We start from the raw sequence: 23015 nt of genomic DNA, 5'->3' as shown, positions 1-23015 counted from the left end.
CACCGGTCAGTTGGAAGGAATAAACAATCGAATAAAGGTGATCAAGCGGATGGCGTACGGTTACCGGGATAGCGAGTTCTTTTTCATGAAGATCAAGAGCGTCTTTCCCGGTAATCCGTGAAGAACCTAAAAAAAGCCCCGGCTCTTGCGAGACGGGGCATTTTTATGGCGGCGTTAACTCAGCGATTGCGGGTCAGCAATGCTGGTTTTTCGCCACGCGGGCGGCTTGGCAGTTGATCGAGCTGCTCAGGCGTCGGGAAGCGGTCGGCTTTCGATTCCTTGTGCATGATCTTCGGGCCGTTGCTGCGCGGGTTCTGCACGGCTGGTTCGCTACGTGGCTGATCGTCACGGGCCGGACGGCGGTTGCGCGACGACGAGGCGGAATCGTCGCGACGACCCGACTGACCATCACGCGGTGCGCCGTTGCGCGGGCCGCTGCGCTTGGCTGGCGGGGTGCCGGTGCTCGAACCGTTGCTGTTGCGCGGACCGTTCTGACGACCCTGCGACTGACCGCCACGTGGTGCGCCCGAACCTGCGCCCGAACCTGCGCCTGCACCTTGAGCCGGTGCGCCTGGACGACGGCCACGGCCGCCGGCAGGGGCTGGTTTTGGTACGTAATCAACGCGGTTACCGAAGTTATCGATATCGTCGTCGAGGAACTCGTCCGGTGCACGATCAGCCGCCGCACGTGGCGGTTGGCTCGGACGCTGTTCGCGGCTCGGAGTGCCTTCGCGCGGTTTCTGCTGACGGGCAGGGCGCTCGCCACGTTCACCGGCCGGTTTTTCCTTGCCCTTGTCTTTGCCTTTGTCTTTACGACCGCCGCCACCGCCGCCGCCATTCGGCCCGTCGCCGCGTGGGCCACGTGGATTGCGCGGGTTACGCACGTCCGGACGCTCACGCACTTCCGGCTTCTCGGCTTCAATGGTGCTCGAATCGAAGCCCATCAGGTCGCCGTCGGCGATTTTCTGCTTGGTCATGCGTTCGATGCTTTTCAGCAGTTTCTCTTCGTCCGGGGCAACCAGCGAGATCGCCTCGCCCGAACGACCGGCACGGCCGGTACGGCCGATACGGTGCACGTAGTCTTCATCGACGTTCGGCAGTTCGAAGTTGACCACGTGTGGCAACTGATCGATGTCCAGACCGCGTGCGGCGATGTCGGTCGCAACCAGAATGCGTACCTGGCTGGCCTTGAAGTCGGCCAGCGCTTTGGTGCGCGCGTTCTGGCTCTTGTTACCGTGGATCGCTACAGCCGGCAGGCCGTGCTTGTCCAGGTACTCGGCCAGACGGTTGGCGCCGTGCTTGGTGCGGGTGAAGACCAGCACCTGTTCCCACGCGCCGGCGGTGATCAGGTGTGCCAGCAGCGCACGCTTGTGGCTGGCCGGCAGACGGAATACGCGTTGTTCGATGCGCTCGACCGTGGTGTTCGGCGGCGTCACTTCGATGCGTTCCGGGTTGTGCAGCAGCTTGCCGGCGAGGTCGGTGATGTCTTTGGAGAAGGTTGCCGAGAACAGCAGGTTCTGACGCTTGGACGGCAGGCGCGCGAGGACTTTCTTCACGTCGTGCACGAAACCCATGTCGAGCATGCGGTCGGCTTCGTCGAGGACGAGGATTTCCACGTGGGACAGGTCAACGCTGCCCTGGCCGCAGAGGTCGAGCAAGCGACCCGGGCAGGCAACGAGTACGTCGACGCCGCGGGACATGGCCTGAACCTGTGGGTTCATGCCGACGCCGCCGAAGATGCAGGCGCTGACGAATTTCAGGTCACGGGCGTAGATCTTGAAGCTCTCGTGAACCTGGGCCGCGAGTTCGCGGGTCGGGGTCAGGACCAGTACGCGCGGTTGGCGCGGGCCATGACGCTGGGATTTGTCCGGGTGACCGTTGGGGAACAACCGCTCCAGGATCGGAAGGGCGAAACCGCCGGTTTTACCGGTACCTGTCTGTGCCGCAACCATCAGGTCGCGACCTTGCAACACGGCGGGAATGGCCCGCTGTTGCACCGGAGTAGGCTCGGTATAGCCCGCATCTTCGATGGCGCGGACTAAAGCCTCGGAGAGACCGAGGGAAGCAAAGGACATGAGTAATCCTGTTTTAGTTAGGGCTTGGCCCAATGGGAGTCTTGCCTGGCGCGAATGGCGTTTAAGAGGACGCAATCCCGTCCGGTCCTGCTGCGGTTCCGAAGGCACGTCTGGAGTGCTCGCGCGGGCTGCAAAGCTGCGCTGTAGCGGGTCGAGAGGCCTGTTACGGTTCCGGGCGTCCGGGCGTGAGCCTGGCGGGAACGCCGGAGTATAACAGAGCAATCACTGCGCGCTGCTTTCCTGCTGCTCAACGGTTTTACCGCTGGCCGTGGCATTGCCCAGCGGCGCAGCCATGGCGGGAGCCGCGCCGTAGCGTGCGCTCAGCTCGGCGTAAGCCGGTTCGCGCTTGAATCGCTTGAGCTCGGCGCCAAATCGCTGCACCAGCAAATCCATGCCGGCATTGCGTCTAACCGCGAGAAACTGGCTCTGGCGGCTAATGACAGTGGGGTTTTCGGTGATCTGATCGCGAATATTCAGCTCATCGAGCAAGTGCTGACCGACACGGCGATCGGTGATCAGCAAGTCGATGCGACCGCGCACCAGTTTGCCGAAGTTGGCTTCGTGGGTCGGTGCCGGTTCACGGGTAAACAGTGTTGATTCGCTGAAATCGGGGCTGTACAGATAACCCGGCGAGGTGCCTATGGTCAGGCCTTTGAGTTCCTCGAGTTTGCTGAACGGGTGTGGCCGGTCGTTGGCGTAGAACATCACGAACTCGACGTCCGACAGCGGCTCGCTTGGGTAAAGCAGGGTCGCGTCGCGTTCATCACTGTGAAAAATATCCAGTGCACCGTCGGCCTGACCGGTCTCAAGCATCGACAGGCAGCGCTTCCACGGCAAGAACTGCCATTCGACTTCGATGCCCAGACGTTTGAAGACAATGGCCGTGGTTTCGTAATCCAGCCCGAGGTTTTTACCGTTCTCTTCGTAGACATATGGCGCCCACGGCTCGGTGACAATACGCAACTTCTCGCCTCGAGCGGCGAAGCTCAGGCAAGCAAAAACCAGCACGGCGAATAACTGCGTGATCAAAGGCATGGCTTGAGATTACGACGAGAAACGCGAAAGAGCCAGAAAGTGCCTGCACAAGCTCTGTTTCGGGCCTTTAAAAGCAAAAGATCGCAGTTGCGACACCCCTGTAGGAGTTGCCGAAGACTGCGATCTTTTGATCTTTCTATGATGCTTAACGCGGCAACTTCAGGTTATTCCAGATCGCCAGACTAGGCTCAGCCTGGTTCATGGAATAGAAGTGCAGACCCGGCGCGCCACCTTGCAGCAGGCGTTCGCACATCTCGCTGACGACTTGCTCACCAAAGCGCTGAATACTTTGCGTGTCATCGCCGTAGGCTTCCAGTTGCTTGCGGATCCAGCGCGGGATTTCCGCACCGCAGGCATCGGAGAAGCGCGCGAGTTTGCTGTAGTTGGTGATCGGCATGATCCCCGGAACGATCGGCAGATCCACACCCTGCGCCTGCAAACGGTCGACGAAGTAGAAGTAGCTGTCGGCGTTGAAGAAGTACTGGGTGATGGCGCTGTCGGCGCCGGCACGGGCCTTGCGGATGAAATTGGCCAGATCGTCTTCGTAGTTGCGCGCTTGCGGATGCATCTCCGGGTAAGCGGCAACTTCGATGTGGAAATGATCACCGGTTTCTTCACGAATGAATTCAACCAGTTCATTGGCGTGACGCAGCTCACCGCTGGTCATGCCCATGCCGGATGGCAGGTCGCCACGCAGGGCGACGATACGCTTGATGCCGGCAGCCTTGTACTCGTTCAGCAGGCCGCGCAGGTCGTCCTTGCTGTCGCCGACGCACGACAGGTGCGGTGCGGCCGGTACTTTGACTTCGCTTTCCAGTTGCAGAACGGTGTTGAGGGTGCGATCACGTGTCGAACCACCAGCGCCATAGGTGCAGGAGAAGAAATCGGGATTGTACGTTGCCAACTGACGGGCAACGTTGAGCAGCTTTTCATGCCCAGCATCGGTCTTGGTCGGGAAGAACTCGAAGCTGTAGCGACGGTCTTGGGACATGGTCATACCCTTGGAAACAAGAACCTTCGAGGCGCTGCAATCCCGTGTGGGAGCGAGCCTGCTCGCGAAAGCGCTGGGTCGGACAACACGGATGTTGAACGTTGAGACGCCTTCGCGAGCAGGCTCGCTCCCACAGGGAGAGCGAGCAAGCGCCTGTTAGTAGCGGTAAGCGTGCGGCTTGAACGGGCCTTCGACGGTCACGCCGATGTAGTCAGCCTGTTGCTTGGTCAGTTGCGTGACCACGCCGCCGAAGCCGCGAACCATTTCCAGGGCCACTTCTTCGTCAAGTTTCTTCGGCAGTACTTCAACGGTCAGACGCTCGGCTTTCTGGGCTGGCGACAGGTCGGCGTACTTCTGGCCGAACAGGAAGATCTGCGCCAGCACCTGGTTGGCGAACGAACCGTCCATGATGCGGCTTGGGTGGCCAGTGGCGTTACCCAGGTTGACCAGACGGCCTTCGGCCAGCAGGATCAGGTAGTCGTCGTTCTGCGCGTCGAAAGCACCAGCGCCGGTACGGTGGATCTTGTGTACCTGTGGCTTCACTTCTTCCCATGCCCAGTTCTTGCGCATGAAAGCAGTGTCGATTTCGTTGTCGAAGTGACCGATGTTGCAGACAACAGCGCGCTTCTTCAGGGCTTTGAGCATGTTCGCGTCGCAAACATTGACGTTACCGGTGGTGGTCACGATCAGGTCGATCTTGCCCAGCAGCGCTTTGTCGATGCTCGCTTCGGAACCGTCGTTGATACCGTCGATGAACGGCGAAACCAGTTCGAAACCGTCCATGCATGCTTGCATGGCGCAGATCGGGTCAACTTCGGAGACTTTAACGATCATGCCTTCCTGACGCAGCGACTGAGCCGAACCCTTGCCCACGTCACCGTAACCGATGACCAGCGCTTGCTTGCCGGACAGCAGGTGGTCGGTACCACGCTTGATCGCGTCGTTCAGGCTGTGACGGCAGCCGTACTTGTTGTCGTTCTTGGACTTGGTCACCGAGTCGTTGACGTTGATGGCCGGGATTTTCAGCTCGCCCTTGGCCAGCATGTCCAGCAGACGGTGTACGCCGGTGGTGGTTTCTTCGGTCACGCCGTGAACGCGATCCAGTACTTGTGGGTACTTGTCGTGCAGCAGCTGAGTCAGGTCGCCGCCGTCGTCGAGGATCATGTTGGCGTCCCATGGCTGGCCATCCTTCAGGATGGTCTGCTCCAGGCACCACTCGTACTCTTCTTCAGTTTCGCCTTTCCAGGCGAAAACCGGGATACCGGCAGCAGCGATAGCGGCAGCAGCCTGATCCTGAGTCGAGAAAATGTTGCAGGACGACCAGCGTACTTCGGCACCCAGGGCAACCAGGGTTTCGATCAGCACGGCAGTCTGAATGGTCATGTGGATGCAGCCGAGGATCTTGGCGCCTTTCAACGGCTGTTCGCCGGAGTACTTGCGACGCAGACCCATCAGGGCCGGCATTTCCGATTCGGCGATGATGGTTTCGCGACGGCCCCAGGCAGCCAGGGACATGTCGGCAACTTTGTAATCGTTAAAATCTGCAGGCGTGATAACAGCGCTCATGAAGAGCCTCCATTCGTAATGTATGCGAATGGGCGCCGTTGTGCGTTTAGTGTCCGGCCTGAGCCAGTCAACGCCCCATCCGAGCCTGACAGGTTGAACCTGCTGCAGCGCCCCTCGGACAGGTGGCGGGAAAACGGTAGCAAGTGAACGTTACCGTTTTGAAACGGGGGCGATTATAGCTGTCTAGACTGATCTTCCAAAGGGTTTCTGTCGGCCAGATGAAGATCGTTAATGGCGACCATAGTCGTAGCTGCATGGAGCCTGACCGCTCAGTCTGCCAAGATACCGTCCATCGTTCGGTAAGACACTCAGGAGTGAAGATGAATTTCCACACCCGCAAATGGGTAAAACCCGAAGACCTCAACCCCAACGGCACCCTGTTCGGTGGCAGCCTGTTGCGCTGGATCGACGAAGAAGCGGCGATTTACGCGATCGTCCAGTTGGGCAATCAGCGCGTGGTGACCAAGTACATTTCCGAAATCAACTTCGTCAGCGCCTCGCGCCAGGGCGACATCATCGAACTGGGTATCACTGCCACCGAGTTCGGCCGCACCTCGATCACCCTGACCTGCGAAGTGCGCAACAAAATCACCCGCAAGAGTATTCTGACGGTTGAGAAGATGGTTTTCGTGAATCTGGGCGAAGACGGCTTGCCCGCACCGCACGGGCGCACTGAAATCAAATATGTGAAAGATCAGTTCCAGGAAGATGAGTTAGTTACCAAGTGACATCGGCGGCGCTTTCTTCGCGAGCAGGCTCGCTCCCACAAGGATCACGCTGTACCTGTGGGAGCGAGCCTGCTCGCGAAAGCGGTTGTTCAGTCAGCGAAGAATCATCTGCCCACTGAACAGCCATGAACCGCCGGGGTCGTAGGTAAACACCACCCCCACGGTTCCCACGCCATGACCACTCCCACCGACGGCAAGACCCCCGACCTCTCGGCCAAAGAACAGCACGAAGTCGAGAAAAACCAGCCGCCCCGCGCGGCTGTCCTGCACGAAATCATCCGCAGCCAAGGCGATCAGGAACTGGAGCGCAGTATCGCCGCACTCTGGTGGTCGGCGCTGGCGGCCGGGTTGACCATGGGCCTGTCACTGATGGGCATGGGCCTGCTCAACTCGCGCCTGCCCGACGGTGACGAATTCAAGGTGATCGCCAGTTTCGGCTACTGCGCGGGTTTTCTCGCAGTGATCCTCGCCCGCCAGCAACTGTTCACCGAAAACACCTTGACCGCCGTATTGCCGGTCATGACCAAGCCGACCCTGCAAAATTTCGGCCGGTTGATCCGCCTGTGGACAGTGGTTTTGGTCGGTAATCTGTGCGGGACGATTCTGGTCGCGTACGTGATGCTCGAATTGCCGATCTTCGACACCAAAACCGATCAAGCTTTCCTCGAAATCGGTCGCAAGGTCATGGAAAACCACGCCAGCCAGATGTTCGCCAAGGGCATCGTTTCCGGCTGGATGATCGCCACCATGGTCTGGATGATCCCGTCCATGGAGAGCGCGAAGATGTGGATCATCATCCTTATCACCTACCTGATGGCGCTCGGCGACTTCACTCACATCGTGGTGGGTTCGGCGGAGGTCTCGTATCTGGTGTTCGCGGGCGAATTGCCGTGGAGTGATTTCTGGGCGGTATTCGCAGGCCCCACGCTGGCGGGGAATATCATTGGCGGCAGCTTTATCTTTGCGCTGATCAGCCATGCGCAGATCCGCAGCGAGAGCGGCGCGCCGAAGGAAACGGCGGATCAGGCCGGGAAACCTGATCCGCAGGAGATCAAAAAATGATCAGTGGTGAGCGGCTTCGCTGATGGTCACGGGCTCGTTGCGAGTTGCGTACTTGACCAGTTTGCCGATGGTCAGGCCCTGCAACAGGATCGACGACAGCACCACGATATAGGTGATGCTCAGCAGCAGATCGCGCTCCGGACCCAGCGGCAGGGCCAGGGCCAGTGCCACCGAAACACCGCCGCGCAAACCGCCCCAGGTCAGAATCCGGATGGTGCCGGCCGGCACCGTCCGCCAACGGCGCAGCAGCAGAATCGCCGGGGCCACAGTGAGCAGGCGCGACAGCAGAATCGCCACCGCCAACAAACCTGCCGCGGCCATGTGCAACCAGTTGAATGGCAGCAGCAACAGCTCCATGCCGATCAACGCGAACAGCAGCGCGTTGAGCATGTCATCGAGCAATTCCCAGAAACCGTCCAGATAACGACGGGTCATGTCATTCATCGCCAGATTGCGCCCGACATTGCCGATGATCAGACCGGCGACCACCATCGCAATCGGCGCTGAAACGTGAATCTCGGTAGACATCGCCGAACCACCAATGACCAGCGCCAGCGTCAGCATCACGGTGATTTGATGCTGCTCGACGCTTTTGATCATTCGATAAACCAGATAACCGATCAGGCCGCCAAATAGCACGCCGCCAATCGCTTCGTGAACGAACAACATCGCGGTGGCGCTGATGGTCGGGGTTTCGCCGAGTTGGGCGATGCCCAGCAACACGGTGAACACCACCACGGCCGTGCCGTCGTTGAACAGCGACTCGCCGACGATGGTGGTTTTCAGCGGTTTCGAGGCATTGGCGGTACGCAGCACGCCGAGCACCGCAATCGGGTCGGTCGGCGAAATCAGCGCGCCGAACAACAGGCAATACAGGAAACTCACGTGCCAGCCGAACAGGGCGAAAATGTAATAGGCGAGACTGCCGATCACCGTGGTGGCAATCAACACGCCGAAGGTCGCCAGCAGGCCGATGGGCCAGCGGTAGCTGCGCAAATCATTGAGGTTGACGTGCAGGGCGCCGGCGAACAGCAGGAACGAGAGCATCCAGTTCATCAGCAGATCGCCGAAGTCGATCTGGCCAATCAGTTGCTGCACGCGTTCTTCGAGACCGGGGTAACCGAGCACGCTCAGGCCTTGCAGGATCAGCGAGAACAGCAGAGCGGTGACCATCACGCCGATGGTCGGCGGCAGGCCGATGAAGCGGAAATTGACGAAGGTGAGGAGGGTGGTGAGGCAGATGAAAGCGGCGACAAGTTCAAGCATCCGGGGTCCTTTGGATGAGGGGTGAGTGGAGCGCGCCCGATGCTTGGGCGCAGGGGTTTGATGGGCTGAGAGCGACAGAGGGCACAAGCTTCCCTCACCCCAGCCCTCTCCCGGAGGGAGAGGGAGCCGACCTTATTGTCTTGCGGCATGCATCGACCTGAATAACCGAGTCGATTATGGATTCGGCAATGCGCGTTCAGGTCGGCGTACTTCTGAAGCATCCCCCGGTCAGTCCCCTCTCCCTCTGGGAGAGGGTTAGGGTGAGGGCTAGCCGGACACATTGACCGCAGCCGCTTCGCGACGTTGCAGATAGATGAAAAACAGCGCCGTCAGCACCGTCAATACACCGACCAGCGCCCCCGTCCACGGCAAGTCCGCCAGATCCGCGCCACTGGCCACCACCAGCCCGCCGATCCACGCACCCGCTGCGTTGCCAAGGTTGAATGCACTCTGGTTCAGCGTCGAGCCCAGGTTCGGTGCTTCATGGGCCTGATCGATGATCAGCAGTTGCAGAATCGGGCACAGCGCAAAAGCGAAAATCCCCCACAGCACCAGCGTGATTGCCGCTGGTACCACCGAGCGACTGGTCTGACTGAACGCCGCCAGAATCACCACCACCGCCAAGGCCACACCAACCAGCGACGGCAGCAAACGGCTATCCGCCAGGCGCCCGCCGAGCATGCTGCCACCGGTCAAGCCGACGCCGAACAACAGCAACATCACCGTCACGCCATGCGGGCTGACGCCGGTGATGTCCTGCAGGATCGGCGCGATGTAAGTGAACACACTGAACAGACTGGTCGACGCGAGCACACTCATGCCTAGAGCCAGCAACACGTTGACCTTACCCAGTACCTTGAATTCGCTGGCGAGGTTGGCCTTGTCCATGGGGATGTGTTTTGGCAGCCACAACCATTGCGCGAGCGCCGCAATCACACCAATCACCGACACCGCCCAGAACGTCGAGCGCCAGCCGGCATACTGTCCGAGCGCCGTGCCCAGCGGCACGCCGAGAACGTTGGCCAAGGTCAGGCCGGTGAACATCATTGCAATCGCCTGCGCGCGTTTGTTCGGTGCGACCAGCCCGGCGGCAACCACCGAGCCAATGCCGAAGAACGCGCCGTGGCACAGCGCGGTGACCACGCGAGCGGCCATCAGCGTCGCGTAGTTCGGCGCGAGTGCGCAGAGCACGTTGCCAAGGATGAACATCAGCGTCATTCCCAACAGCGTCGCTTTGCGCGGCATGTTCGCGGTGCCGATCGCCAGGATCGGGGCGCCGAACACCACGCCCAGGGCGTAGCCGGTAATCAGCAGGCCCGCATGGGGAATGCTCACGGAGAGGTCCCGGGCGACGTCGGGCAGCAGGCCCATGATGACGAATTCGGTGGTGCCGATGCCGAACGCGGCAACAGCGAGTGCAAGCAAGGCGAGTGGCATGCGCAAGGTCTCTGTCGGTAGTCTTGACGCTTTGATCAGGCATACGCAGGCCGACGACCGCTTTCGAATGAGAGCAGGGCAGGCAGGAATTATTGGTATTTTTCTGTGCGCAACTGAGTGCGGCGTGGTCGCTTGCAGTATAAACAGCTGCTGACACATCGCGAATCAATAATCTGACTATTCGACGATTCACTGTAGGAGCTGCCGCAGGCTCGGCCCGCGTTCGGACGATCTTTTGATCTTGCTGTTAAAAATCAAAATCAAAAGATCGTCCGAACGCGGCCCGAGCCTGCGGCAGCTCCTACATGGGGACTCATAAAAATAAGGGGTAAGACGTGCTGGCGACGGGGTTGGTATTGATGGCGGCGCTGTTGCATGCGACGTGGAATACGTTAATCAAGTTCAGCGCCGAGCGACTATTGGTGGTGGCGTGCATGGACACCGTGGCGCTGCTGGTCGTTGCCATCGCGTTTCCATTCGTAAGCTTGCCGCCCATGGAAATCTGGCCGTGGATTCTCGCTTCGGCAGCTTTTGAACTGCTTTATCGCTATCTTCTGATTCAAGCCTACCGGGTCGGCGATCTCGGGCTGGTGTATCCGCTGATGCGCGGATTATCGCCTTTGGTGGTGCTCGCGCTGACCCTGATCTTCGCGGGAGAGGTGCTCACCACGCAGCAAATCTTCGGCATCATGCTGATCCCGTTCGGCATGGTTTGTCTGCTATGGCAGGGTGGCGGTGGCAAGCATTTGCCATGGTCGATGTTGCCGGTGGTGGCGCTGATCGGCCTGTGTATCGGTTGCTACACCTACATCGATGGCCAGGCGTTGCGGCGCTGGTCCCATCCTTTGGATTATCTGGTCTGGGTCACGCTGCTCAGCGCCTGGCCGTTTCCGCTGTTGGCATGGGTCGCCAAGCGTCCGGCGTTCATGTTGTTCTGGCGTGAGCAATGGAAGCTGGGGTTGGCGGTGGGCTTCTGCGTATTGGCCAGCTACGCTCTGGTGCTGTGGGCGATGCAGTTGGGTTCGATTGCGGAAGCGGCGGCATTGCGCGAGATCAGCGTAATTCTGGTGGTGCTGTTCGGTATGCGCTACCTCAAAGAACCTTTTGGCCGGCCGCGGCTCTTAGCCTGTGGGCTGGTACTGATCGGCATGCTGGTAATGAAGTTCTGACTGCTCGCGAACTCTATAACTCGAAAAAGGACGGCGTTATGACGGTGGCTCTGTGGTGTGTGTTGATTGCGATTTTTCTGCCGTATATCTGCACCGGCGTGGCGAAAGCCGTGGGCGGCTACCGGCTGAGTGATAACCACGATCCGCGCGACTTTCTCGAAAGTCTCAACGGCGTGGCGAGGCGTGCCCATGCCGCGCAGATGAACAGCTTTGAAGTGACGCCGGCATTTGCGGCGGCAGTGATTGTTGCGCACCTGGTTGGGACGGCGGAGCTGGTAACGGTCAATGTGCTGGCGGTGCTGTTTATCACCAGTCGCCTGCTTTACATCATTTGCTACCTGGCGGACTGGGCGATCTTGCGCTCGCTGGTGTGGTTTGTGGGGATGGGGTTGATTGCTTCGTTCTTCTTTGTGTCTGTTTGATTATCGGTGTTGCTGATGGCCTCATCGCGAGCAGACTCACTCCTAAATTAGGAATGCGTTCCCCTGTAGGAGTGAGCCTGCTCGCGATAGCTATCTGATTACCTCAGCAGATTCCAAGGGTTACTTCTTCTCTGTATCAGCCACCTGCGGCACTTGCGGCAGCGCTGCGCCTTTGGGCCAAAGCATCCAGATCTGCCCCTGCTGTTTCATGTCCCCGGCCAGTTGTCCAGCCGCATCACCGGTGCCCCAGAACAGATCCGCCCGCACTTCGCCAGCAATCGCACCTCCGGTATCTTGTGCCGCCACCGGGCGAACCAGTGCCGTGCCATCCGGTTTTGTCGTCGACAGCCACAGCAGGCTGCCCAACGGAATCACCTTGCGATCCACTGCCGCGCTATAACCGGCAGTCAACGGCACGTTCAGCGAACCGCGCGGGCCTTCATTGCTGTCCGGGTTGCGCGTGAAGAACACGTAGCTCGGGTTGCTGCCCAGCAGTTCCGGAATGCGCGAAGGATTGGCCTTGGCCCAGTTGCTGATCGCGCTCATGGTCACGTCTTCTTTCTTCAGCTCGCCTTGCTCGACCAGCCAGCGCCCGATTGGGCGATACGGATGGCCGTTCTGATCGGCGTACGCGATGCGCAACTGTTTGCCGTCATCGGTCTGAATTCGCCCGGAACCCTGGATCTGCAGGAATTGCAGATTCATCGGGTCGGTCAGGTAGGCAACCACCGGGGCTTTTACACCTTTGGATTCAATAGTGGCGGCATCGTCGTAAGGCTTGAGCACGCGACCTTCGAGGCGGCCGCGCAAGCGTTTGCCTTTCAGCTCCGGGTAAATGCTGTCCAGCGAGACAATGATCATGTCTTCGGGCACGCCGTACACCGGCACATTGGCCGTGTCGGTGGGCGTCAGGCTGCCGGGGTAGACCGGTTCGTAGTAACCGGTGATCAAACCGTTGGGGTTGTCGTTTTCAGCGCGCAGGCCGTAAACGTCGAGGTTTTGCTTAAGGAAAGCGCGAATCTCGCCAGCACTTTGCGGTACGTTGGCCGCAGCGGCGCAGGTGGAGCCCCATACGGCATCAGCTTTGAGTCGGGTGCAGGCGCTACGCCACGAACCGAAACCGGCGACCAGATCGCTATCGGATACTGCCGGCAGTGCTTCCCAGGTGGCGCTGGAATAAGTGGCCAGTGCGTGGGTTTTTGGTTTGGCGCTATCACCGCCGGTGCAGCCAGCGAGAATCGCCATTAGAGGCAGGGATGCGATCAGCGGGTGACGCCAGGCCTTGAAAGGGCTGTTCATGGAGTAATTCCTGTGCCGGTTGACCGAGTGCTCCATGCGCTCGAACAACCCGTATTTTTAATAGGGCTATTGGTGTTTGGCGGTGACGCGAGGATACTGGCCGCCGAATTCCGTGACCTGAAGCCACCATGACTCTTAAAAGCATTTCTGTTGTATTGCTGGCCTGTCTGACCTTGTCCGCCTGTGGCGGTGTCGATCCGAATTCTCCACTGGGCCAGCGCAAGGCCATTTTCAAACAGATGCTCAAGACTGGTGAAGACCTCGGCGGTATGTTGCGTGGACGCATCCCGTTCGACGGGCCGAAGTTCGCCGAAGGCGCGGTCAAACTCAATGCGTTGTCCCATGAGCCGTGGAAGCATTTCCCGCAGGTTCGCGAAGAAGATCACACCAGCGCCAAGGACGATGTCTGGCAGAAGCAGGCGAAGTTTCAGGAAATGGCCCGCACTCTCGAAGCTGCCACCGGTGAATTGGTGATTGCCAGTCAGATTCAACCGTACAAGGCCAGCAACCTCGGGCCTGCGGTGCAGAAAGTCGAAGATGCCTGCAGCGCTTGTCATAAACAGTTTCGCGATCATTGATATTTAAAAGATCGCAGCCTGCGGCAGCTCCTACCCTGATCAATATAGGAGCTGCCGCAGGCTGCGATCTATTGATTTTTACTTATCGATTTCGTCCAGCGCGTCCTGAAGTTCTTTGCGCGATTCGGCGAGTTTGTCTTTGCGCTTGTTGATCTTCTCTGGATCGCCTTTCTTCATCGCCTTGTCGAGATCAGCCTGGCGCTTGCTCACTTCGTGCTTGGCGTCGAGCACCTTGTTTTCGCGTTCTTTCTTCAGGCCCGCGTCGGTGCAGTGTTCGGTCACCTCACGCAGGGCAGTTTCCAGGCCTGCCTGCTGATCAGCGTTGCCGCGCGACTTGGCCTGTTCGATCTGGTTCATGATGCCTTGCTTCTTGGCCGCGCAACCGGTCAGGCCCGGGGCGTCTTCGTCGGCCATGACAGGGGTGGCCATCACGCCACAAAGGGTCAGCATGGCGAGCGGTGCGAGAAATTTCATAAAAGCTCCATGTGCAAAGGCAATCGGGTCGGGGCGGCACTGCGCTGTTGGAGCGCCTCGGTGGTGGTTGGGTTCCCGGGGTACCGGGATTGCGTGCTCAGAAACCGTCGATGCCGGCGGTCCGCAAGGTATCGCTCAAGGCTAACACCTGCGGGTCGCGGAAGAAGGCGCTCAATTGCGCTGCGCGACCGGGGCCGATACCGGGTTCTGCCTGCCATTGTTCGGTGTCTCGTTGTGCCAGCGCCTGCCATGAATCAGGCAGTTGTGCCTGACCGGTTGGCGGCAAGCCCAAGGCTTTGAGCCATTGAGTGAACGGTCGCTGGCGGGCGCTGTGAAAGCTGTTCATCAGGCGTTCGCTGCTGCGCTCGCCAAAGCCGGCAATGTTAGCAAGCTCCGGTGCGTCGAGGGTCAACCAATCCAGCAGGTTGTTCACGCGGCGTGTTTCGAGAAGTTTCTCCCAAGTGCCACGACCGACATGTTGCAGCGCCAGCCCTTGTTTGCCACTGAGCCAGGTCAGGCGAGCGAGAAACTGGCTTTCGCAGCCGGGCGAGGGTTGCCAGCAACTCAATGCGTGGAAGTCGTCGGCGTTGGGGATGTTGAGGTCTGGGCGTTCGGCGGCGCGCAGCACCACGCTGTCGAGCCGTGGAATGGTCAGGCCGGCGAGGCTGATTGCCACTTGGTCGCCGGGGCGGATATCCAGGTCTTGCCAGCGTTTGAAGGAACTGGCGCTGACCCGTTTGATTTCCCGGTCATCGAGCATGACGGGTTTGAGTTCGAGTACTGGCGTGATGCGCCCGGTGCGCCCGATCTTGAAGTTGACCTTGCGCACTTCGGCCAGCGCTTGAGCAAAAGGATACTTCCACGCAACTGCCCAATACGGAGCGCGAGCCTGCCAGCGTTCGGCGCGTGGTCGTTGGCTCTGGCGCAGTACCACGCCGTCAGTGGCAAAGGGCAGGGGTGAGCGATACCAGTGATCGCGCCATTTCTGTGCTGCAGCAAAGTCGGCGACAGGATGACTGTACGGTTCAATCGTGGCGAAACCCAGCGTCGCCAACGTGGCGATTCGCTCGGGCAATTGCGCTGGGCCTTGTGGCCAGTCCCAGACGAACAGTCCGATACCGGCGGCTTGCGCGGCATCCAGGGTTTTGCGTCCCATCAGTCCCGCGACGGTGGAGCGAGCGTTAACGCTGCCGGATCGAGCTTGCACGTGCTCGTTCAAGCGCCAATAGAGTTCGCCCTGCACCAGCATATCCAGCGGTTGTGTCAGGTGTTGAGGAATGGCGCCGATCTTCTGTGCTGATGGCGTCCAGTCTTGCCCGCGAACCCCGTCACCGCGACTGATGACCTGTTGCAAAACGCCCGCGCGATAAATCAGCGTTACTGCGACGCCGTCGATCTTGGGTTGTATCCAGACATCCTTGCGATCATGTAGCCAGGCCTCCACGGCCTCATCTTTGTGGATTTTATCCAGGCCGGTATGGGCGATGGGGTGCGCGTTTGAGCCTGAAACTGTGTGCAAAGGATCGGGTGGCGAGGGCACTTTGAAACACGCTCGCCAATCGTTCAGTTGCGCAAGGGATTGGTCGTAGAGTTCGTCGGCAATCAGTGAGCGGCCTTCGCGGTGGTAGGCGTCGTCCCATTGATTGATCTGGTTTTGCAGGGCGGTGATTTCGCGTTGGGCGTGTGCAGCGGGCCAGTTTGGGCAGGTGGCTTGCGCGCTGAATGTTGCGGGCATCAGCAGGAAAATAAATAACAGGCGCAGCGTGGCAAGCATCGTGAGCGTCCTTGCTCAAGGGGAGTGCTTGAAGGTTAGGCGAAGATATTTACTCCGCCGGAAGGGTGTTTTACGGCTTGTTTCTGGGCCGTGAAAACAGCCCCTCACCCTAACCCTCTCCCGGGGGGAGAGGGGACTGACCGAGTGGTTTGTTGGATATGCATCGACCTGAGCGTTCTGAGTTGAACTCCCGGTTTCAGGCATGAAAAAGCCCCGCACGGGGCGAACCGTGCGGGGCTTTTTTGTACCGCCAGGGAGTCTTACAGACCAGCAGCAGAACGCAGGGCGTCGGCGCGGTCGGTTTTTTCCCAGGTGAACGTGGTGAAGGTGTCTTCGCCAACGGTCTTGGTCTCTGGCGCGCGACCGAAGTGGCCGTACGCTGCAGTTTCCTGGTACATCGGGTGCAGCAGATCGAGCATGGTGGTGATTGCGTATGGACGCAGGTCGAACACTTCACGCACCAGTTTGATGATCTTGTCATCGCTGATCTTGCCGGTGCCGAAGGTGTTCAGCGAGATCGAGGTAGGCTGAGCCACGCCGATCGCGTAGGAAACCTGAATCTCGCAACGCTCGGCCAGGCCGGCCGCGACGATGTTCTTGGCCACGTAACGGCCAGCGTAGGCCGCCGAACGGTCAACCTTCGATGGATCTTTACCGGAGAATGCGCCGCCGCCGTGACGGGCCATGCCGCCGTAGCTGTCGACGATGATCTTGCGACCGGTCAGACCGCAGTCACCTACCGGGCCGCCAATGATGAACTGGCCGGTCGGGTTGATGTGGAACTGGGTGTCTTTGCTCAGCAGTTCGGCAGGCAGCACGTGCTTGACGATCAGCTCCATCACGCCTTCGCGCAGGTCTTTGTACGACACTTCAGGGTTGTGCTGGGTCGACAGAACAACGGCGTCGATGCCGACAACCTTGCCGCCTTCGTAACGGCAAGTCACTTGCGACTTGGCGTCCGGGCGCAGCCAAGGCAGCAGACCCGATTTACGGGCTTCGGCCTGGCGCTGCACCAACTGGTGCGAGAAGGTGATCGGCGCTGGCATCAGCACTTCGGTTTCGTTGCTGGCGTAGCCGAACATCAGGCCCTGGTCGCCGGCGCCCTGATCTTCAGGCTTGGCACGGTCAACACCCTGGTTGATGTCTGGGGACTGCTTGCCAATGATGTTCATCACGCCGCATGTCGCGCCGTCGAAGCCGACTTCGGAACTGGTGTAACCGATGTCGCAGATGACGTCACGGACGATCTGCTCCAGGTCGACCCAGGCGCTGGTGGTCACTTCACCGGCAACGATGGCCACGCCGGTCTTGACCAGGGTTTCCACGGCAACGCGTGCATGTTTGTCCTGGGCAATAATGGCGTCCAGCACCGCATCGGAAATCTGGTCGGCGATTTTGTCCGGATGTCCTTCGGACACGGACTCGGAGGTGAAGAGGGAGTATTCGCTCATCTCGATGTTTTCCTGAATTTACCGATGGTGAGTGTCGCCAGCCGGTCGCTGAAAATGGCGGACCTGGATCTGGAAACCATTACGTAAGCCTACATAGAGGCTTTCCCCGGGAACGAGTCCCGCAGCGGTGGCCCAACGGGCCAAATCGTCCTGTTCAAACCCCAACCACAGATCACCGCAGGCCTCCCTGGCCCAACTCTGGTTGTGGCTACATAACTCTGTCACGAGCAGGCTACCGCCCGGTTGCAGCAGGTTGGCCATATGCTTGAGTGCGTCGGCCGGCGCGGCGAAATGGTGCAACACCATGTTCAACACCACGCAATCGGCCGTAAGGCTTGTGCCATTCAATGCATCGGCCAATTGCAGGCTGACGTTAGCCAGCTGTTCACGTTCACATACCTGGCGAGCCAGTTCGAGCATCGCCGGGCTGTTGTCCAGCGCAGTTACGGTGCCGAAGCGACGCGCCAGTTCCGGCAAAAAAGCACCATCGCCGGGGCCGACTTCAATGGCCGTGGCTGCACCATCGAAGTTCAGTTTGTCGAGCAGGGCCAGCACGCTGTCACGGTACTGCGGCAGGCCTGCGATCAAGTCTTGCTGGGCACGGAATTTTTCCGCCACCCGGGTGAAAAAGTCCTGACTGGCCGCGGCACGTTGGCCGTGAACCTGCTCGATGCGCGCTTGCACGTCGTCAGGCAGATCCAGATTGTCGACTTCTTCTAACAATGCAGCGTGCAACTTACCGCCGAGCAATTCGGTGTGGGGCAGGGCGCGGCGATAAAAGATCGCGTTGCCTTCGCGGCGCGTCGCCACCAGATCAGCCTGGGCCAGTACCTTGAGGTGGTGGCTCATGCCGGACTGGCCAATGCCGAAAATCTGCGCCAGTTCCAGAACACCGAACGAATCGTTGGCCAGCGCGCGCAATACATTCAGGCGCAGCGGATCGCCGCCGGCCTTGCACAGGGCCGCCAGCTCGTCGCAATCGTCATGGCGAATGGAAGGCACGCGTAAGTTCATAGGGCTGGCAGTCTAGAGAGGGGGGCAAATCATCGCAAGGCCAATATCAAAAAGTTTTGATATTGCTCGATAAATGGCACTTCTCCCGAAACGGTTAACTCTACAAACGAACAGCGGAAAGGTTTCACCTACCGAAACCACTGCTATCCATTGGAAAAACGCCTCCGGATGACTATCTGTCATTGCCCCGAGGCGCTCCGGTGAGGGAAAATGCCCTCCTTTTTTCCGTTTCAATCTATTCACACCCAGGAGATCAGCGATGCCTAGCCGTCGTGAGCGTGCCAACGCCATTCGTGCCCTCAGCATGGATGCCGTGCAAAAAGCCAACAGCGGCCATCCCGGTGCCCCTATGGGTATGGCAGATATCGCCGAAGTGCTTTGGCGCGACTACCTCAAGCACAACCCGAGCAATCCATCGTTCGCCGACCGTGACCGCTTCGTGCTGTCCAACGGCCACGGCTCGATGTTGATCTACTCGCTGCTGCACCTGACCGGTTACGACCTGTCGATCGAAGACCTCAAACAGTTCCGTCAACTGCACAGCCGCACCCCGGGCCACCCGGAATTCGGCTACACCCCGGGCGTTGAAACCACCACCGGCCCATTGGGTCAGGGTCTGGCCAACGCCGTCGGTTTCGCTCTGGCAGAAAAAGTCCTGGCAGCGCAGTTCAACCGTCCAAACCACAACATCGTTGACCACCACACCTACGTGTTCCTGGGTGATGGCTGCATGATGGAAGGCATTTCCCACGAAGTCGCTTCCCTGGCCGGTACGCTGGGTCTGGGCAAACTGATCGCTTTCTACGATGACAACGGCATTTCAATCGACGGCGAAGTCGAAGGCTGGTTCACCGATGACACGCCGAAGCGTTTCGAAGCCTACAACTGGCAAGTGATCCGCAACGTTGACGGTCACGACCCGGAAGAGATCAAGACCGCCATCGAAACCGCGCGCAAGAGCCCGCTGCCGACCCTGATCTGCTGCAAGACCACCATCGGTTTCGGCTCGCCGAACAAGCAAGGCAAAGAAGACTGCCACGGCGCTCCACTGGGTGATGCGGAAATCGCGCTGACCCGTCAGGCGCTGAACTGGAACCACGGCCCGTTCGAAATCCCGGCCGACATCTATGCCGAGTGGGATGCCAAGGAAAAAGGTCGCGCGGCCGAAGCCGAGTGGGATCAGCGTTTCGCTGCCTACTCCGCTGCATTCCCGACCGAAGCCAACGAACTGGTGCGTCGTCTGAGCGGTGAGCTGCCGGCCGATTTCTCCGAAAAAGCTTCGGCTTACATCGCTGAAGTTGCGGCCAAAGGCGAAACCATCGCCAGCCGTAAAGCCAGCCAGAACACCCTGAACGCGTTCGGCCCATTGCTGCCGGAACTGCTCGGCGGTTCGGCTGACCTGGCCGGTTCCAACCTGACCCTGTGGAAAGGTTGCAAGGGCGTCAGCGCTGAAGATGCCAGCGGCAACTACATGTACTACGGCGTGCGCGAATTCGGCATGACCGCGATCATGAACGGCGTGACCCTTCACGGCGGTCTGGTGCCTTACGGCGCGACCTTCCTGATGTTCATGGAATACGCCCGCAACGCCGTGCGCATGTCGGCGCTGATGAAGAAGCAGGTCATCCACGTCTACACCCACGACTCCATCGGTCTGGGCGAAGACGGCCCGACGCACCAGCCGATCGAGCAATTGACCAGCCTGCGTACCACGCCGAACCTCGACACCTGGCGTCCAGCCGATGCCGTTGAATCGGCCGTGGCCTGGAAAAATGCGCTGGAGCGCAAGGACGGCCCATCGGCGCTGATCTTCTCGCGTCAGAACCTGCAACACCAGGAACGCGATGCCGGCCAGATTGCCGACATCAGCCGTGGCGGTTACGTGCTGAAGGACTGCGCAGGCGAGCCTGAGCTGATCCTGATCGCCACCGGTTCGGAAGTCGGTCTGGCGGTTCAGGCTTTCGACAAGCTGACCGAGCAGGGCCGCAAAGTGCGCGTGGTTTCGATGCCTTGCACCAGCGTGTTCGATGCTCAGGACGCGGGCTATAAGCAAGCCGTGCTGCCGTTGCAGGTGAGCGCGCGTATCGCGATCGAAGCGGCACACGCCGACTTCTGGTTCAAGTACGTGGGTCTGGAAGGTCGCGTGATTGGCATGACCACTTACGGCGAATCGGCTCCAGCTTCGGCCCTGTTCGAAGAGTTCGGCTTCACCCTGGAAAACATCCTCGGTCAGGCTGAAGAGCTGCTGGAAGACTAAGGCACAGCGCGGTGGCCTCAGGGTCACCGCAATCCCTGTGGGAGCTGGCTTGCCAGCGATAGCGTCCGTTCAGTCAGCATATATGTTGAAGCGAATGGCCCTATCGCTGGCAAGCCAGCTCCCACAGGGGTTGTGTTGCAACAAACATTACGTCTGCCTGCGTACTATCGAGAACCCCATGCCTCAACCGCGTCCCTTCAAAGTTGCACTCAACGGCTACGGCCGCATTGGTCGTTGCGTCTTGCGTGCGTTGTTTGAGCGAGGCGAGAAAGCCGGGTTTGAAATTGTCGCGATCAACGATCTGGCGGACATGGCCAGCATCGAATACCTGACACGCTTCGACTCCACTCACGGCCGTTTTCCGGGCGAGGTGCGAGTAGAAGGCGATTGTCTGCATATTAATGGCGACTGCGTGAAGGTCCTGCGCAGTGCCACCCCCGAAGGCATCGATTGGGCGTCACTGGGCGTCGATCTGGTGCTTGAGTGTTCCGGTGCCTATAACACCCGTGAAGACGGCCAGCGTTTTCTCGACGCTGGCGCGCCACGTGTGTTGTTCTCGCAGCCAATGGCCAGCGAGGCGGATGTCGACGCCACCATCGTTTACGGCGTCAATCAGGATTGCCTGACCGGCGACGAACTGCTGGTGTCCAACGCCTCCTGTACGACCAATTGCGGCGTGCCGCTGTTGCGCTTGCTCGACAAGGCCATTGGCCTCGATTACGTGTCGATCACCACGATTCACTCGGCAATGAACGACCAGCCGGTGATCGACGCCTATCACCACGAAGACCTGCGCCGCACCCGTTCGGCATTCCAGTCAGTGATCCCGGTGTCCACCGGTCTGGCGCGTGGTATCGAGCGCCTGCTGCCGGAACTTGCCGGGCGAATTCAGGCCAAAGCCGTACGCGTGCCGACGGTCAACGTGTCCTGCCTCGACATCACGATGCAGACCGCCACCGCGACCGATGCCAATGAGGTCAACCGGATCCTGCGCGAAGCCGCCACCAGCGGCCCGCTCAAAGGTCTGCTCGCCTATACCGAGTTGCCGCACGCTAGCTGTGATTTCAACCATGACCCACATTCGGCCATCGTCGATGCCAGTCAGACCCGTGTTTCCGGCCCTAAGCTGGTGAACATCCTGGCCTGGTTCGACAACGAATGGGGTTTTGCCAACCGAATGCTGGACGTTGCAGAACACTATCTGCAAACAGCAACTTCAAAAAAACCGTAGGAAGTGCGACCCATGACCGTGTTGAAGATGTCCGACCTCGATCTGCAAGGTAAGCGCGTATTGATCCGCGAAGACCTCAACGTCCCAGTCAAGGACGGTGTTGTCACCAGCGATGCGCGAATCCTGGCTTCGCTGCCGACCATCAAGCTGGCCCTGGAAAAAGGCGCGGCCGTGATGGTCTGCTCGCACCTTGGCCGTCCGACCGAAGGCGAGTTCTCCGCCGAGAACAGCCTCAAGCCTGTCGCTGACTACCTGAGCAAGGCCCTGGGCCGTGAAGTGCCGCTGGTGGCTGATTACCTGGGCGGCGTTGACGTCAAGGCCGGCGACATCGTGCTGTTCGAAAACGTGCGCTTCAACAAAGGCGAGAAAAAGAACGCTGACGAACTGGCCCAGCAATACGCTGCTCTGTGCGACGTGTTCGTGATGGACGCTTTCGGCACCGCTCACCGCGCCGAAGGTTCGACCCACGGCGTGGCCAAGTTCGCCAAGGTTGCGGCTGCTGGTCCACTGCTGGCCGCTGAACTGGACGCACTGGGCAAAGCCCTCGGCGCGCCGGCTCAGCCAATGGCGGCCATCGTTGCCGGCTCCAAGGTCTCGACCAAACTCGACGTGCTGAACAGCCTGAGCCAGATCTGCGATCAACTGATCGTCGGCGGCGGCATCGCCAACACCTTCCTCGCGGCGGCCGGTCACCCGGTCGGCAAGTCGCTGTACGAACCGGATCTGCTCGACACCGCACGCGCTATCGCTGCCAAAGTCAGCGTGCCACTGCCGGTTGACGTAGTGGTTGCCAAAGAATTCGCTGAAACCGCAGAAGCCACCGTCAAGCTGATCGCTGACGTCGCGGCTGACGACATGATTCTGGACATCGGCCCGCAAACCGCAGCCAACTTCGCCGAACTGCTGAAATCTTCGAAAACCATTCTGTGGAACGGCCCGGTCGGCGTGTTTGAATTCGACCAGTTCGGCAACGGCACCAAAGTGCTGGCGCAGGCCATCGCTGAAAGCTCGGCGTTCTCCATCGCCGGCGGCGGCGACACCCTGGCCGCGATCGATAAATATGGCGTGGCTGAGCAAATCTCCTACATTTCCACCGGTGGTGGCGCGTTCCTCGAATTCGTCGAGGGCAAAGTGCTGCCAGCCGTAGAAGTCCTGGAAAGCCGGGCCAAGGCCTAAGGCCGCCCGT

The 23015-nt window shown here is 59.7% G+C and carries 20 protein-coding genes and 1 riboswitch; of the genes, 9 read left to right on the top strand and 11 right to left on the bottom strand.

The features are described from left to right. Positions 1-121: transposase (locus CKW14_RS24165; protein ID WP_141228961.1), on the top strand; the 121-nt coding region annotated here is incomplete at its 5' end. Between the two features lie 58 nt (positions 122-179). Here the strand turns inward: CKW14_RS24165 and CKW14_RS24160 are convergent. From CKW14_RS24160 to ahcY, 4 genes are all read right to left on the bottom strand, one after another. Further along, the gene (locus tag CKW14_RS24160; protein ID WP_095126245.1) at positions 180-2075 is read right to left on the bottom strand and encodes a DEAD/DEAH box helicase; all 1896 of its coding nucleotides are present in this window, start codon (positions 2073-2075) and stop codon (positions 180-182) included. Positions 2076-2297: 222 nt separating this feature from the next. Beyond that, complete coding sequence (locus tag CKW14_RS24155) at positions 2298-3110, bottom strand: ABC transporter substrate-binding protein (protein ID WP_095049488.1); 813 nt, start codon at positions 3108-3110, stop codon at positions 2298-2300. A 145-nt stretch (positions 3111-3255) separates the two neighbouring features. Beyond that, positions 3256-4101, bottom strand: a complete 846-nt coding sequence (gene metF / locus CKW14_RS24150; RefSeq protein ID WP_095049506.1) for a methylenetetrahydrofolate reductase [NAD(P)H] — start codon at positions 4099-4101, stop codon at positions 3256-3258. 156 nt (positions 4102-4257) lie between these two features. Beyond that, positions 4258-5667, bottom strand: coding sequence for an adenosylhomocysteinase (gene ahcY / locus CKW14_RS24145; protein WP_008083099.1), 1410 nt, complete (start codon positions 5665-5667; stop codon positions 4258-4260). 23 nt (positions 5668-5690) lie between these two features. Further along, positions 5691-5789, bottom strand: a riboswitch (S-adenosyl-L-homocysteine riboswitch). Between the two features lie 198 nt (positions 5790-5987). On the opposite strand from ahcY, the gene CKW14_RS24140 reads away from it, so the two are divergent. Both CKW14_RS24140 and CKW14_RS24135 read left to right on the top strand, forming a co-directional pair. Next, positions 5988-6395 carry an acyl-CoA thioesterase gene (locus tag CKW14_RS24140; RefSeq protein WP_016984776.1) on the top strand — a complete coding sequence of 136 codons (408 nt, stop codon included), beginning with the start codon at positions 5988-5990 and terminating at the stop codon, positions 6393-6395. A 174-nt stretch (positions 6396-6569) separates the two neighbouring features. Continuing rightward, positions 6570-7457, top strand: coding sequence for a formate/nitrite transporter family protein (locus CKW14_RS24135; RefSeq protein ID WP_095049489.1), 888 nt, complete (start codon positions 6570-6572; stop codon positions 7455-7457). Here CKW14_RS24135 and CKW14_RS24130 read toward each other — a convergent pair whose 3' ends face one another. Continuing rightward, a complete protein-coding gene (locus CKW14_RS24130) occupies positions 7458-8723 on the bottom strand; it encodes a sodium:proton antiporter (RefSeq protein WP_093429858.1) in 1266 nt (421 codons plus the stop codon). Positions 8724-8990: 267 nt separating this feature from the next. Beyond that, positions 8991-10160, bottom strand: coding sequence for an MFS transporter (locus CKW14_RS24125; RefSeq protein WP_095049491.1), 1170 nt, complete (start codon positions 10158-10160; stop codon positions 8991-8993). Positions 10161-10495: 335 nt separating this feature from the next. Here CKW14_RS24125 and CKW14_RS24120 point away from each other — a divergent pair, with 335 nt between their 5' ends. After that, on the top strand, positions 10496-11329 hold the full coding sequence (locus tag CKW14_RS24120; protein WP_095049492.1) for an EamA family transporter: 834 nt from the start codon (positions 10496-10498) through the stop codon (positions 11327-11329). A 38-nt stretch (positions 11330-11367) separates the two neighbouring features. Beyond that, entirely contained in the window at positions 11368-11751 is a 384-nt protein-coding gene (locus tag CKW14_RS24115; RefSeq protein WP_008081053.1) for an MAPEG family protein, read from the top strand. A gap of 120 nt (positions 11752-11871) precedes the next feature. Here the strand turns inward: CKW14_RS24115 and CKW14_RS24110 are convergent, their stop codons facing one another. Continuing rightward, positions 11872-13050 carry a murein transglycosylase A gene (locus tag CKW14_RS24110; RefSeq protein WP_095049493.1) on the bottom strand — a complete coding sequence of 393 codons (1179 nt, stop codon included), beginning with the start codon at positions 13048-13050 and terminating at the stop codon, positions 11872-11874. A 128-nt stretch (positions 13051-13178) separates the two neighbouring features. Here CKW14_RS24110 and CKW14_RS24105 point away from each other — a divergent pair, with 128 nt between their 5' ends. Continuing rightward, a complete protein-coding gene (locus CKW14_RS24105) occupies positions 13179-13628 on the top strand; it encodes a cytochrome c (protein WP_095049494.1) in 450 nt (149 codons plus the stop codon). Positions 13629-13706: 78 nt separating this feature from the next. On the opposite strand, the gene CKW14_RS24100 is transcribed toward CKW14_RS24105, so the two are convergent. The 4 genes from CKW14_RS24100 to CKW14_RS24085 form a co-directional block, all read right to left on the bottom strand. After that, complete coding sequence (locus tag CKW14_RS24100) at positions 13707-14102, bottom strand: DUF1090 domain-containing protein (RefSeq protein WP_095049495.1); 396 nt, start codon at positions 14100-14102, stop codon at positions 13707-13709. 97 nt (positions 14103-14199) lie between these two features. Continuing rightward, positions 14200-15876 carry an NAD-dependent DNA ligase LigB gene (ligB, locus tag CKW14_RS24095; protein WP_095049496.1) on the bottom strand — a complete coding sequence of 559 codons (1677 nt, stop codon included), beginning with the start codon at positions 15874-15876 and terminating at the stop codon, positions 14200-14202. A 260-nt stretch (positions 15877-16136) separates the two neighbouring features. Then, positions 16137-17327, bottom strand: a complete 1191-nt coding sequence (metK, locus tag CKW14_RS24090) for a methionine adenosyltransferase (RefSeq protein ID WP_095049497.1) — start codon at positions 17325-17327, stop codon at positions 16137-16139. A gap of 18 nt (positions 17328-17345) precedes the next feature. Then, positions 17346-18341 carry a metalloregulator ArsR/SmtB family transcription factor gene (locus CKW14_RS24085; protein ID WP_095049498.1) on the bottom strand — a complete coding sequence of 332 codons (996 nt, stop codon included), beginning with the start codon at positions 18339-18341 and terminating at the stop codon, positions 17346-17348. A 259-nt stretch (positions 18342-18600) separates the two neighbouring features. Between CKW14_RS24085 and tkt the strand changes: the two genes are divergently transcribed. From tkt to CKW14_RS24070, 3 genes are all read left to right on the top strand, one after another. After that, on the top strand, positions 18601-20598 hold the full coding sequence (gene tkt / locus CKW14_RS24080) for a transketolase (RefSeq protein WP_093429867.1): 1998 nt from the start codon (positions 18601-18603) through the stop codon (positions 20596-20598). 178 nt (positions 20599-20776) lie between these two features. Next, the gene (gene epd, locus CKW14_RS24075) at positions 20777-21829 is read left to right on the top strand and encodes an erythrose-4-phosphate dehydrogenase (protein ID WP_064388120.1); all 1053 of its coding nucleotides are present in this window, start codon (positions 20777-20779) and stop codon (positions 21827-21829) included. A 12-nt stretch (positions 21830-21841) separates the two neighbouring features. Further along, positions 21842-23005, top strand: a complete 1164-nt coding sequence (locus CKW14_RS24070; protein ID WP_007913753.1) for a phosphoglycerate kinase — start codon at positions 21842-21844, stop codon at positions 23003-23005. The last annotated feature ends 10 nt before the right edge of the window (positions 23006-23015 follow it).

It is taken from the genome of Pseudomonas sp. Irchel s3a12, from assembly GCF_900187485.1.
GTDB classification, from domain to species: domain Bacteria; phylum Pseudomonadota; class Gammaproteobacteria; order Pseudomonadales; family Pseudomonadaceae; genus Aquipseudomonas; species Aquipseudomonas neuropathica.
Note: the sequence above shows the minus strand (reverse complement) of the source record. Positions and strands in the feature narration are given on the sequence as shown.